The 12,187-nt window shown below is 68.0% G+C and carries 15 protein-coding genes, 1 tRNA gene and 1 pseudogene; 6 read left to right on the top strand and 11 right to left on the bottom strand.

The window, feature by feature from the left end; genetic code table 11:
• Positions 1-29: 29 nt before the first annotated feature.
• From MQH10_RS17530 to MQH10_RS17520, 3 genes are all read right to left on the bottom strand, one after another.
• Complete coding sequence (locus MQH10_RS17530; RefSeq protein WP_242565300.1) at positions 30-497, bottom strand: hypothetical protein; 468 nt, start codon at positions 495-497, stop codon at positions 30-32.
• A gap of 262 nt (positions 498-759) precedes the next feature.
• Positions 760-836: transfer RNA gene (locus MQH10_RS17525), tRNA-Arg, on the bottom strand.
• Between the two features lie 49 nt (positions 837-885).
• Complete coding sequence (locus tag MQH10_RS17520) at positions 886-1,845, bottom strand: ABC transporter ATP-binding protein (protein WP_242565299.1); 960 nt, start codon at positions 1,843-1,845, stop codon at positions 886-888.
• A 113-nt stretch (positions 1,846-1,958) separates the two neighbouring features.
• On the opposite strand from MQH10_RS17520, the gene MQH10_RS17515 reads away from it, so the two are divergent.
• From MQH10_RS17515 to polA, 3 genes and pseudogenes are all read left to right on the top strand, one after another.
• Complete coding sequence (locus tag MQH10_RS17515; RefSeq protein WP_242565298.1) at positions 1,959-2,231, top strand: zinc-finger domain-containing protein; 273 nt, start codon at positions 1,959-1,961, stop codon at positions 2,229-2,231.
• 93 nt (positions 2,232-2,324) lie between these two features.
• On the top strand, positions 2,325-3,122 hold the full coding sequence (locus MQH10_RS17510; protein ID WP_242565297.1) for an isocitrate lyase/PEP mutase family protein: 798 nt from the start codon (positions 2,325-2,327) through the stop codon (positions 3,120-3,122).
• Between the two features lie 41 nt (positions 3,123-3,163).
• Positions 3,164-6,021: pseudogene (polA, locus tag MQH10_RS17505) on the top strand (DNA polymerase I).
• Positions 6,022-6,036: 15 nt separating this feature from the next.
• Here polA and MQH10_RS17500 read toward each other — a convergent pair.
• The 3 genes from MQH10_RS17500 to MQH10_RS17490 form a co-directional block, all read right to left on the bottom strand.
• Positions 6,037-6,381: a hypothetical protein gene (locus MQH10_RS17500; protein WP_242565296.1), complete on the bottom strand. Its 345-nt coding sequence runs from the start codon at positions 6,379-6,381 to the stop codon at positions 6,037-6,039.
• 135 nt (positions 6,382-6,516) lie between these two features.
• Positions 6,517-7,392 (bottom strand): hypothetical protein, encoded by an 876-nt coding sequence (locus tag MQH10_RS17495; protein WP_242565295.1) that lies wholly within the window; start codon positions 7,390-7,392, stop codon positions 6,517-6,519.
• A complete protein-coding gene (locus tag MQH10_RS17490) occupies positions 7,389-7,670 on the bottom strand; it encodes a hypothetical protein (protein WP_242565294.1) in 282 nt (93 codons plus the stop codon). The genes MQH10_RS17495 and MQH10_RS17490 overlap by 4 nt, the downstream gene beginning before the upstream one ends.
• Positions 7,671-7,872: 202 nt before the next feature.
• Between MQH10_RS17490 and MQH10_RS17485 the strand changes: the two genes are divergently transcribed.
• From MQH10_RS17485 to MQH10_RS17480, 3 genes are read left to right on the top strand one after another with little or no spacing between them, the layout of a single operon-like run.
• On the top strand, positions 7,873-8,070 hold the full coding sequence (locus MQH10_RS17485) for a hypothetical protein (RefSeq protein WP_242565293.1): 198 nt from the start codon (positions 7,873-7,875) through the stop codon (positions 8,068-8,070).
• Positions 8,061-8,513 carry a fatty acid desaturase gene (locus tag MQH10_RS26505; protein WP_272887002.1) on the top strand — a complete coding sequence of 151 codons (453 nt, stop codon included), beginning with the start codon at positions 8,061-8,063 and terminating at the stop codon, positions 8,511-8,513. Before MQH10_RS17485 ends, MQH10_RS26505 begins: the two co-directional genes overlap by 10 nt.
• Entirely contained in the window at positions 8,510-8,962 is a 453-nt protein-coding gene (locus MQH10_RS17480) for a fatty acid desaturase (protein ID WP_272887001.1), read from the top strand. Before MQH10_RS26505 ends, MQH10_RS17480 begins: the two co-directional genes overlap by 4 nt.
• Before the next feature lie 166 nt (positions 8,963-9,128).
• Here the strand turns inward: MQH10_RS17480 and MQH10_RS17475 are convergent, their stop codons facing one another.
• Genes MQH10_RS17475 through hisB form a run of 5 tightly spaced genes read right to left on the bottom strand, consistent with a single transcriptional unit; the run spans position 9,129 to position 12,185 of the window.
• Entirely contained in the window at positions 9,129-9,464 is a 336-nt protein-coding gene (locus tag MQH10_RS17475) for a phosphoribosyl-ATP diphosphatase (protein WP_419720788.1), read from the bottom strand.
• The gene (gene hisF, locus MQH10_RS17470) at positions 9,464-10,231 is read right to left on the bottom strand and encodes an imidazole glycerol phosphate synthase subunit HisF (protein WP_242565292.1); all 768 of its coding nucleotides are present in this window, start codon (positions 10,229-10,231) and stop codon (positions 9,464-9,466) included. Before hisF ends, MQH10_RS17475 begins: the two co-directional genes overlap by 1 nt.
• Complete coding sequence (gene hisA / locus MQH10_RS17465) at positions 10,231-10,953, bottom strand: 1-(5-phosphoribosyl)-5-[(5-phosphoribosylamino)methylideneamino]imidazole-4-carboxamide isomerase (protein ID WP_242565291.1); 723 nt, start codon at positions 10,951-10,953, stop codon at positions 10,231-10,233. Before hisA ends, hisF begins: the two co-directional genes overlap by 1 nt.
• Complete coding sequence (gene hisH / locus MQH10_RS17460) at positions 10,950-11,585, bottom strand: imidazole glycerol phosphate synthase subunit HisH (RefSeq protein WP_242565290.1); 636 nt, start codon at positions 11,583-11,585, stop codon at positions 10,950-10,952. Before hisH ends, hisA begins: the two co-directional genes overlap by 4 nt.
• Positions 11,586-11,594: 9 nt before the next feature.
• Positions 11,595-12,185 carry an imidazoleglycerol-phosphate dehydratase HisB gene (gene hisB, locus MQH10_RS17455; protein ID WP_242565289.1) on the bottom strand — a complete coding sequence of 197 codons (591 nt, stop codon included), beginning with the start codon at positions 12,183-12,185 and terminating at the stop codon, positions 11,595-11,597.
• Positions 12,186-12,187 lie beyond the last annotated feature (2 nt).

Here is a 12,187-nt window from a genome sequence, read left to right as displayed (position 1 = left end):
CGACGGCGAAAATCTCCAGGCCCGATCAGTCACTTCGCCTTCGCGACAGCTTCATTGAATTTTGTGTTGTAGAATCCGAATTGTTCGAGATTTCGGACAAACAATTTCTCCGAAATTCCCACTTCATCGTAGAATAAATACATGTAGGTCACTGTCTTCTTGCCTTGTTCCAGCGGGAGAAGTTTTACAGGACTCTCTTCGTTGTTCATCTCGTCGGCAATTTTCTGGCACATAGGAATCGCCGATGCACAATTCCAAACCCCAAGAAATTCCGTGGTGTCGCAGTCCTTGTGGTCGGCGCAGTTGCTAAGCACGATCCGGATGCTGTTGCCCTGAACCCCCGTATCAATAACCGGGTCTCCGTCGTCCGTTTTCGAAAGCACGGCCTTGTAGCCAGCATTCTGGAGGGCCGCGATCATGCTGGGCGGATTGAAGGATGTGACGTTGGCGGCGTTCGCAACTCCGGCGAACCCCAGGCCGAAGACGGAAACCGCCATGGCTGCTATCTGACTACGCATTACCGTTACCCCCTGCCCACAAGTTTGCTTCCCGCTGAGGGACAACCTCTAAACGCCACCCGCCAAAATTGAAGCTCTATATCGCACACGGCGAAATCTGTGACCCAACCGCTGCGAGACTTGTGCAGAGCAGGCGGCCCTACGCGCTGGACCTGCGGCCCAATGCAGGGGTCCGCGCCCCCGCGCACTACGCCCCGACCGGGGTCGAGCGGTTCAGCTGAAGCCAGTCTGTTGAAGCGCTTGGCGCACCCGACACGATTCGAACGTGTGACCTTTGCCTTCGGAGGGCAACGCTCTATCCAGCTGAGCTACGGGTGCATGCTGAAGCGGATGAGGCTTCTAGCGGAAAGATCGGGGGAGCGAAAGGTCAGACCTTCGCAGGTTCCGCCGCCGGCGCCTGGGTGGTCAGGGAAACGAAGACGTCCTCCAGATCCGGGTCCTCGGTGGCGATGTCCTTGATGTGCAGGCCCGCCGCGCGGACCGCCGCCAGCACCTGCTCCACACTCGACTGGCCGGTGCGATAGGTGACCTGGAAGGCGCCGCCGGCGCGCAGCTTGGTGTCGAACCCGGCTAGGGCCGGCGCGGCCTCCAGCGGGGTCTCCGGCGTCACCACCACCGCGCGGGTGTCCATGCGGCGCAGCAGGGTGGTCGTCGGCTCGCAGGCCACCACCTGGCCGCGGTTGATGATGGCGATCTGGTCGCAGAGCTCCTGGGCCTCTTCCAGATAGTGGGTGGTGAGCACGATGGTCACGCCCCGGCCGTTCAGCTCCAGCACATAGCGCCACAGCTGGCGGCGCAGCTCGACATCGACGCCAGCGGTCGGCTCGTCGAGGATCAGCACCGGCGGATTGTGGGTCATGGCCTTGGCGACCATCAGCCGGCGCTTCATGCCGCCCGACAGCTGGCGGACATAGGCGTTGGCCTTGTCGCCCAGGCCCAGCGCATTGAGCAGCTCCATGGTCCGCCGCTCGGCCGCCGGCACGCCGTACATGCCGGCCTGGACCTCAAGGGATTCCCGGGGCGTGAAGAACGGATCGACCGAGATCTCCTGGGGCACCACCCCGATCGCGGCGCGGGCGTCGCGCGGGCGCTCGTCGATGTCGCGGTCCCAGATCTTCACCGACCCCGAGGTCTTCTTGGTCAGGCCGGCCAGGATGTTGATCAGGGTCGACTTGCCCGCCCCGTTCGGACCCAGGAGCCCGAAGATCGAACCCCGCGGGATCTGCAGGTCGATCCCTTTCAGGGCCTGCATCTGGGGCGTGGTCTTGGTGGCCGGATAGGTCTTGATCAGGCCTTTGACTTCGATCGCATAGTCGGGAAGGGTCATGAAGGATCTTTGGGAATATCTTTAGGTCAAAGGCGTGATTGACGCCGAAAGCAGTGCTCGCATACCTAGGCGCGCGGGCGCCTCAAGCCAAGCGCTCGCCGCCGGAGAATTCCATGGCCCCCAAAGCCCCGACCCAGCCCACCGCCGCCGCCTCGTCCGAACCGATCGGTCCGGCGCCGGAGACCATCACCGTCCATTCGCACCGCATCTCCTGCGATGGCGTGGGCGGCGCGCTCGGCCATCCGCGGGTCTATCTGGAGATGGGCGCGGCCGGCTTCGTCGAGTGCCCCTATTGCGACCGCCGCTTCGTCCTGGCCCACGGCGACGAGGGGCTGGAGGACGAACGCGCCGCCCCCGGCGTCTATGAAGGCTCGCACGGCCACTAGGATCTCCGTCCGATCCTGCTGTTCGCGTCCGATATCCGCGGGCGCGTCACGGATCGGGCGCCTATATCGTCCTCGTCAGACAGGAGGACGCCCATGAGCCACGCCGCCACATTCCACGCCCTGCACGCCGGACCGGACATTCTCGTCCTGCCCAACGCCTGGGACGCGGCCAGCGCCGCCCTGATGGCCGACGCCGGGGCCAAGGCCGTGGCCACCTCGTCGGCCGCCGTCGCCTGGGCGCACGGCTACGCCGACGGCGACGTCCTGCCGGTTCCCACCCTGATCCGGGCGCTGGAAGAGATCGCCCGCATCCTGCCCGTGCCACTGACCGCCGACATCGAGGGCGGCTACAGCGACGATCCGGGGACGGTCGCCGACACCGTGCGGGCCGTGATCGGGGCCGGGGCGGTCGGGATCAATCTGGAGGACGGCCGGCGCGCCCCGGACCTGCACGCCCGCAAGATCGAGGCGGTCCGCGAGGCCGCGACGAAGGCCGGGGTGGACCTGTTCATCAACGCCCGCACCGACGTCTATCTGGCCCAGCTGGTCGCGCCCGACCTGGCCGAGGCCGAGGCGATCCGCCGGGCCCGGCTCTACGCCGGCGCCGGGGCCAGCGGGATCTTCATCCCCTTCGCCAATGAGGCCGCCCTGATCGGCCGGCTGGCGGCGGCCGCGCCCCTGCCGCTGAACATCATGTCCTTCGCCGGCGTTCCGACCGCCGCCCAGCTTCAGACCCTGGGCGTCCGGCGGCTGTCCTCGGCCACCGGCCTGTTCAAGGCCGCCTTCGCCGCCCTGCAGAGCGCCACCCAGGCCTACCTGGCCAGCGGTGATCCGGGCCCCCTGGCCGCCGCGGGGACGGGGGCGCCAAACTTCAACGCCCGGTTCGGCTAGAGGGGCGTGACCGGGGGGCTCGCGCCCCCTATCTTGGCGCCATGACCGAGACCGCCGCCGACGCCCCCGCCCTGCCCGACCTGCCCCGCGCCAACACCCAGGACGGGCCGGCAACGCGCCTCTATCTCATTGATGCGTCAGGGTTTATTTTCCGGGCCTTCCACGCCCTGCCGCCGCTCACCCGCAAGTCGGACGGCCTGCCGATCGGGGCGATCTCGGGCTTCTGCAACATGCTGTGGAAGCTGCTGGTGGAGATGAAGGCCCAGGCCGATTCCCCCACCCACCTGGCCTGCGTCTTCGACCATTCGGAGAAGACGTTCCGGAACGGCCTCTACGACCAGTACAAGGCCCACCGCCCGCCGGCGCCCGAAGACCTGGTCCCCCAGTTCCCCCTGGTCCGCGAGGCCGCCCGCGCCTTCGGGGTCCACGCCCTGGAGCTGCCCGGCTACGAGGCCGACGACCTGATCGCGGCCTATGCCTGCAAGGTCCGCGACGCTGGCGGCGAGGTGACCATCGTCTCGTCCGACAAGGACCTGATGCAGCTGGTCGGCGACCGGGTCTCCATGCTCGACACCATGAAGAACCTGCGCATCGGCGCGGAGCAGGTGTTCGAGAAGTTCGGGGTGACTCCCGACAAGGTCGTCGACGTTCAGGCCCTATGCGGGGACTCGGTCGACAATGTCCCCGGCGCCCCCGGCATCGGGGTCAAGACCGCGGCCCTCTTGATCAACGAGTATGGCGACCTCGACACCCTCCTGGCCCGCGCCTCCGAGATCAAGCAGGACAAGCGCCGCCAGACCCTGATCGACTTCGCCGACCAGATCCGGCTGTCGCGCCAGCTGGTGCAGCTGGACTGCGACACCCCCCTGCCCTCGCCGATCGACGACCTGGCCGTCGCACCGCCGGACCCGGCGATCCTGTCGGCCTTCCTGGAACAGATGGAGCTCCGCACCCTGGCGCGCCGGATCGGTAATTCCGGATCGAGCGCCAGCGGCAATGGCGCCGCCGCGAGCCCGGCGCCCAGCGCGCCCGCCCCGGTCGTCCAGAGCGCCATCGACACGACCGGCTATGCCTGCGTCCGCACGCTGGAGGACCTCGACGCCTGGATCGCCAAGGCCCATGCGGCCGGGATCGTGGCCTTCGACACCGAGACGGATTCGCTCTCCTCGGCCAATGCCGGCCTGGTTGGCGTGTCCCTGGCCACGGCCGCCGGCGAGGCCTGCTACATCCCGCTGGGCCATGAGACGGAAGGGGGCCTCGCCTTCGACGCCCCGGCCGACCTGACCCAGATCCCGCTGGAGCAGGCCATCGCGCGGCTCAAACCCATGCTGGAAGACCCCGCGGTGCTGAAGGTCGCCCAGAACGCCAAGTACGACATGGCGGTGCTGTCGCGCTACGGCGTGCGGGTCAGTCCCATCGAGGACACCATGCTGATCAGCTATGTGCTGGAGGCGGGGCTGCACAACCACGGCATGGACGAGCTCTCCAAGCTGTTTCTCGACCACCAGCCGATCCCGTTCAAGCAGGTGGCCGGGACCGGCAAGGCCCAGAAGAGCTTCAAGCACGTGGCGCTGGAGCCGGCGACGGCCTATGCCGCCGAGGACGCCGACGTCACCTTGCGGCTCTATCAGGTGCTGCGGCCCCGCCTGGTCACCGAGGGTCTTCTGACCGTCTATGAGACCCTGGAGCGGCCCATGCCCGCCGTCCTGGCCGACATGGAATGCGCAGGCATCCGGGTTGATCCCGAACGGCTGCGCCAGCTCTCCAACGACTTCTCGGTGCGCATGGGCGAGCTGGAGCTGGAGGCCCACAAGCTAGCCGGCCGGCCGTTCAACCTGGGCTCGCCCAAGCAGATCGGTGAGGTGCTCTATGGCGAGATGGGGCTCTCCAGCGGCAAGATGACCGCCACGGGCGCCCAGTCCACCGACGCCTCCATGCTGGAGGAGCTGGCCGCCCAGGGCCATGCCCTGCCCCGGGTGCTTCTGGACTGGCGCCAGCTCTCCAAGCTGAAGGGCACCTATACCGACGCCCTGGTGGCGGCGAGTTCGCCCCGCACCGGCCGGGTGCACACGTCCTACGCTCTGGCCTCGACCACCACCGGGCGGCTGTCCTCGTCGGACCCCAATCTGCAGAACATCCCGTGCGCACCGAGGAGGGCCGCAAAATCCGCAAGGCCTTCGTGGCCGAGCCCGGCAAGCTCTTGATCAGCGCCGACTACAGCCAGATCGAACTGCGCCTGCTCGCCCACATCGGCGACATCCCGCAGCTGAAGAAGGCTTTCCACGAGGGGCTCGACATTCACGCCTCGACGGCCTCGGAGATGTTCGGCGTGCCGATCGAGGGCATGCCGGCCGAGACGCGCCGCCGCGCCAAGGCGATCAATTTCGGCATCGTCTACGGCATCTCGGCCTTCGGCCTCGCCAACCAGCTGTCGATCCCGCAGGACGAGGCGGCGGCCTATATCAGGACCTATTTCGAACGCTTCCCCGGCATCCGCACCTATATGGACCGCACCAAGCAGGCGGCCCGGGCGCAAGGCTTCGTGACCACCATCTTCGGCCGCAAGGTCAATATCCCGGCGGTCCTGTCCAAGTCCGGCGCCGAGCGCGCCTTTGGCGACCGCGCGGCGATCAACGCCCCGATCCAGGGCGCCGCCGCCGACATCATGCGCCGCGCCATGATCCGCATGCCGGCCGCGCTGAAGGACGCGGGGCTGGAGGCCAAGATGCTGCTGCAGGTGCACGACGAACTGGTGTTCGAGGCGCCGGAGGCGGAGGCCGAGGCCCTGATCAAGGTGGCCAAGCGGGTGATGGAACGGGCCGCCGAGCCGGCCTGCCAGATCTCCGTGCCGCTGGTGGTGGACGCGCGGGCCGCGGGGAACTGGGACGACGCGCACTGAGGGGAGTGGAGAGCGTCACCGCCCCATCATCCAACGCGCCGCCAGGCCCACCAGCCCCACCGCCAGCAGCGGGCCGAACACCGTCAGGGTGTGGCGGGTGAGGCGTTTGGGGAGCCAGGTGTCTGAGACCTCGCCGCCTGTGGGGTCATAGCGGGCGACCATAGCGGTGAGCGGGCACTTCATGCCGCTGGCGGCGAACACCGCCGCCTCCATCAGGGTCAGGACGAGGGCGGGGGCGAGCCAGGGGCCGTGCGCCCCGGTGACGCCGGCGTAGAAGACCATCAGCGTGGCCGAGGCCATGACGGCGTAGATCGCCGTGTGGAGGCTGCGGACCAGGGCGAGGCGCTGGGGGTCGGTCATTCCCTCAGTGTCATGCCGGTTTCCCCGCAGGGGAAGACCGGGATCCAGGGTCAGTGGCACGGTTCGTGTCATTCGTGGCCGATGTCTTGAGACTTCTGGGGTCCCCGCCTGCGCGGGATTGAGCGGGCTTGACGGTCAGGGCGCGGGGGCCGGCAGGGGTTTGGGGGTGACGCCGGCCGCGGCGCAGAGTTCGAAGAGTTCGGCGTCCTGTTCGATATAACCGCGGTCGAGGCGGGCGTATTTGGCGTGCCAGGCGTCGGGCCGGGTGGCGGCGTAGTGGTCGAAGCGGGCGCGCAGGGCCTTGAGGTCCTGGCGGATCTGGCCGGCCGGGGTCCGCTTGGCAACGCAGTTCAGCTTGATCTGGTCGAGGCCGGCGAAGACGAACTCGAAGTCGGTGTTCAGGCGCTGGTTCTCGGCGAGCCTCAGGGCTTCGAGCCGGGCCAGGCTCTGGACTGCGGGATCGTAACGGCCCTGTTTCATCTGGGCGTAGGCGATCCCCTCCAGAGCACGCATCCGCCACTGGGCGTCGACCTCGTCGGCGTGGGGAATGGCCATGGCCTTTTCATAAAGGGTCTGGGACTTCGGATAGTCGGCCTGGAGCCGGGCGCCGAGAGCGTCGATATAGGTGGTGACGAACTCGCGGGTCGCCTGATGCTCCGGACTGGCGACGCCGCCGGGCATGACCGAGCAGGCGTTGGCGAGGATGGAATAGACCTCCGTCGGGATGGCCTCGCGCTGGGCGCTGGACAGGGTTTGCAGGATGTCGCGCACCCGCTTGATCTTGTCGCAGGTCTGGTTGGGGGTCTCGACCTTCTGGATCAGAACCGCCTGAAGGTCCGACAGACCGGTTAAGGTGACCGCCCGGTTGGACTCCAGCGCCGCCGCCTCCTGGCGCAGGCGCACGATATTCTCCTGCAAGCGCCAGAAGCCGACCGTGGCGATCACGGCGACCACGACGGTCATGGCGATCAGCACCCAGGCGATCAGCCGGGCGACCTGTTCGCGGGTCATGGGACCATCCTCTTGATGACGACGTCGGTCAGGAACTTCAGCGCCACGTCCATGCTGACCCGACCGGCCCCGGCCATGGCGAAGACAAACACCCCCATCAGCACGGCGGAACGGCTCATGGCCTCGGTCGGCGGATCGTAGAACACCGCCACCAGCATGATCAGGGCGAGACAGAAGGCGCCGCCCGCCAGATAGATGACCGTCATCGCCTGGATAACGGGGGGCTCGGGGCCAATCGGCGGGGCCGGGCCGGCCGCCGGGGTTGAGTCCATGCTCATGCGACGCGCCTCCCCGAACTATACTTATTGTTGTCTTCTCAGAGAGCAGCCGCAGAAGGCGATTGTCAAGGCGGAGCTTGGGGCGGGCGGTCGGGCGAATCCGCCGCAGCGGGTGGGCGATTCGCCGCTTGCACAAAAGTGACGCTGGCGTCATCTTTGTGGGAGCGCAGGGGCCGGGGAAGGTTCGGCGCGGGAGGACGCCATGTTGCAGAAGGTGCTGGGACCGCTGTTCCGGTTCATGCCGTTCCTATTCGGGATCGGATTTCTCGCCCCCCTGATCGCCCAGAGCCTTGAGGCCCTGCATCAGCCCGCCCCGTTCGGGGTTCCGGCGCTCGCCATCGGCCTCGTGGTCGGCGGCGGCTGGGGCGCGTTCGCGAACTGGAGCGGCCGATGGATATGAGCGCGGCGGCGACCGCCCAAGGTCGCGACCTTTCCGCCCTGTCCAGCGGCGAGCTGATGAAGCTCGAGAAGCAGATCGCCGAGCGCTATATGGGCGGCCTGCCCTGGGGCTCGATCGGCTGGGGCCTGGGCAATCTGGCGGTGTGGCTCAGCCTGTGGCCGCTGACGCTCTCAGGCGTCCTGCCGCTGTGGGCGGCCTTCCCGATCGCCACCCTCAACGTCATGCTCTGCTACCTGCCGAGCCACGAGGCCCAGCACCGGATCATCGCCCGCGAGGGCGAGCCACTGTTCTGGCTGAACGAGTTGGTCGGCCACCTGTCGACCATACCGATGATGTTGCCCTATGGGGTCGCGCGGCTGACCCACTACGAGCACCACAAGCACGCCAACCATCCCGAGCTCGACCCGATATCGGCACGAAGTCGCGCGGGCCCTGGCACATGATCGTCAAGTCGATCGGCCAGCGGCAGCCGGGCTCGGCGGCGGGCAAGTCCTACGGCGCGACGCTCGCGCGGCTCGGCACGCCGGAGGCCCAGCGGGCGGGTCTGGTCGCCGTGGTCTATCAGCTGACCTATCTGGGGGTGCTGTTCGGCATGGCCTGGAGCGGGCACGCCCTGGTCGCGGCGCTTGTCTGGTGGCTGCCGAAGCACATCGGCACGACCTATATCCAGTTCTATCTGAGTTGGGCGCCGCACCATCCGGCGGCGCAGACCGGGCGCTATCGCGACACCCGCAGCTTCAGGAGCGTGGTCGGAAACATCGGCTCGATGGGCATGCAGTACCACATCATCCACCACCTCTATCCGCGCATCCCCCTGATGCGGACGCCGGCGGCCTATTGGGCTTTGCGGCCGGTGCTGGAGGCGCGGGGGTGCGATGTGGCGGGGTTGTAGGGGGCGTGTGGCTCCTCCCCCGCTGGGGGAGGTGGCCCGAGGGGCCGGAGGGGGCCGCCCTCACTTGAGGGCGGTCGGGGCGGATGGGTCGTGACGGTCCCTTCGGGCCGGCCCCCTCAGTCGCTACGCGACAGCTCCCCCAGAGGGGGAGCAGCGTGCTCTGTTCCTAGCGCTCGGACTTGCCGCGCCAGGCCTTTTCCTCGAGGCCTGAGCGGCCCTCGCGGCTTTCCAGCCAGCCGGCCACGTCGTCGAGGCTGACGCCGGCGGCGGCCAGCGTCACCAGGAAGTGGTACATGAGGTCGGCGCTTTCGCTGGCCAGGCCGTCCTTGTCCTTCTGGACGGCGGCGATCACCACCTCGACGGCCTCCTCGCCCAGCTTCTTGGCGGCGCGTTCGACGCCCTCCGACAGCAGCTTGGCCGTGTAGGAGCTATCCGGGCTCGCGGTCTTGCGGGCTTCGATGGTCGCCGACAGGCGCTCCATGACCTCGGAAAAGCGGCTCATCAGACGGTCTCCGTCAGGCGCACAGGAATGTGCGCCTCAGCCACAGCCCGTTTCACCGCGCCGATGGAAACTTCCCCGAAGTGGAAAATCGACGCAGCCAGCACCGCGTCGGCTCCGCCCTGCAGCACGGCGTCGACCATGTGCTGGGCGTTGCCCGCCCCGCCCGAGGCGATGACCGGCACGGAGACGGCGTCGGTGATGGCCTTCAGGAGGTCGAGGTCATAGCCGATCTTGGCGCCGTCGCGGTCCATGGAGGTGAGCAGGATCTCGCCCGCCCCGCGCCGGACCACGTCGGCGGCGTAGTCGACCACGTCGAGGCCGGTGTCGGTGCGCCCGCCATAGGTGAAGACGTGCCAGCGGTCGCCGGTGCGCTTGGCGTCGATGGCGACGACCACGGCCTGGGATCCGAAGGCGTCGGCGCAGTCGGAGACCAGCTCGCGGCGCTCGACCGCGGCGGTGTTGACGCTGATTTTGTCGGCCCCGGCCAGCAGCAGACGCCTGGCGTCCTCCACCTGGCGGATGCCGCCGCCCACCGAGAGCGGCATGAAGCAGACATCGGCCGTCCGGGCGATGACGTCCAGGATGGCGCCCCGACGCTCGTGGCTGGCGGTGATGTCGAGGAACATCAGCTCGTCGGCGCCGGCCGCGTCATAGGCGGTGGCCTGTTCGACCGGGTCGCCGGCGTCGCGCAGGGAGACGAAATTGACCCCCTTCACCACCCGGCCGTCCTTGACGTCCAGACAGGGGATGACGCGGACCTTCAGCATCAGCCAGCGATCCTGAGGGCTTCGGCGGGAACGATCGCGCCATTGTAGAGAGCGCGGCCGAGGACGGCGCCGGCGATGGGCGCGCCCTTGCGGGCGATCAGCCGGGCGATGTCGTCCACCGTGGCCAGGCCGCCGGCGGCGATGACGGGGATGGAGACCGCATCGGCGATGGCCCCAAAGGCCTCGACATTGAAGCCCATGACCGTGCCGTCACGGTCGATGTCGGTGATGATCAGGGCGCCGACGCCGACATCCTCGAAGCGCTTGGCCACGGTGACCGCGTCGAGGTCGGAGCTTTCGGTCCAGCCCTGGGTCGCCACCTTGCCGCCGCGCACATCGACGCTGACGGCGATCTGTTCCGGCCACTTGCGGGCGGCTTCCTTGACGATCTCGGGCTTGGTGACCGCCACCGTGCCCAGGATCACGCGGGAGACACCCGCCTCGATCCAGCGCTCGACGTCGCGGATGGAGCGGATGCCGCCGCCCAGCTGGACCGGGATGGAGACGGCCTCGAGGATCGCCTCGACCGCCTTTTCATTGACCGCCTTGCCCTGGACCGCGCCGTTGAGGTCGACCACGTGCACCCAGTGGAAGCCGCTATCGGCCCACTGGCGCGCCTGGTCGGCGGGGGAGGTGTTGAACACCGTGGCGGTGTCGAGGTCGCCGTGCAGGACGCGAACGCATTCGCCGTCCTTCAGATCGATCGCGGGATAGAGGATCACGGTCGCCACTCCAGGAACCGCGCCAGCAGGGCGAGCCCGGCGCTTTGGGATTTTTCAGGGTGGAACTGCACGCCCGCCACATTGCCCTTGGCGACCGCGGCGGGGAATTCCCCGCCATGGTCGACCCAGGCCGCGACGTCCCGGTCGTCATCCGGAAAGATGGCGAAGGAGTGGGTGAAGTACATGGGGGTGCCCTCGCCGATCTCTGCGAGGAAGGGGGGGCCGGACAGGCGGGTGAGCCCGTTCCAGCCCATATGCGGAACCTTGGCGTGCGGATCGTTCGGTTCGATCCGGCGCACGTCGCCGGGGATCCAGCCGAGACCCTTGGTCTCGCCGAACTCCAGGCCGCGGGTCGCCACCAGCTGCATGCCGACACAGACGCCCAGGAAGGGACGGCCCTTGACGTGCACGGCCTCGGCCATCGCCTCGACCAGGCCGGGGCGGCTCTCGAAGGCCCGCATGCAGGCCGCGAAGGCGCCGACGCCGGGCAACAGGATGCGGTCGGCGCGGGCGATGGTTTCGGGATCACAGGTGACAACGATCTCGGCGGACCCCTCCGCGGCGCGGATCAGGGCCTTTTCGGCCGAGCGAAGGTTGCCCGACCCGTAGTCGATCAGGGCGACGCTCTGCATGGGAAAATCCTAGAGCACGCCCTTGGTGGAGGGGGCGTGGCCGTGGGTCTTGGGGTCGAGCTCGACAGCGGTGCGCAGGGCGCGGGCCAGGGCCTTGAAGCCGCTCTCGGCGATGTGGTGGGAGTTGTCCCCGTAGAGGGTCTCCAGATGCACGCAGGCGCCGCAGTTCATGGCGAAGGCGTGGTGGAACTCCTTGAACAGCTCGGTGTCGAAGTCGCCGATCTTCGGGGTCTTGAAGGCCACCTTCCAGACCAGATAGGGCCGGTTGGACAGATCAATGGCGCAGCGCGTCAGGGTCTCGTCCATGGGGATATAGGCGTTGCCGAAGCGGCGCACGCCCTTGAAGCCGTCCAGCGCCTTGTGAATCGCCTGGCCCAGCACGATGCCGACATCCTCCACCGTGTGGTGGAAGTCGATATGCAGGTCGCCGGTGGCGCGGACATGGAGGTCGATCCCGCCATGGCGGGCGAAGGCGTCCAGCATGTGATCGAAGAAGCCGATCCCGGTCTGGACATCGGATACGCCGGAGCCGTCCAGATCCACGCGCACCGTGATCTGGGTCTCCTTGGTCTCGCGGACCACCTCGGCCGTGCGGGCCATCC

This window comes from Phenylobacterium aquaticum, from assembly GCF_022695515.1.
Lineage (GTDB): Bacteria > Pseudomonadota > Alphaproteobacteria > Caulobacterales > Caulobacteraceae > Phenylobacterium > Phenylobacterium aquaticum.
Note: the sequence above shows the minus strand (reverse complement) of the source record. Positions and strands in the feature narration are given on the sequence as shown.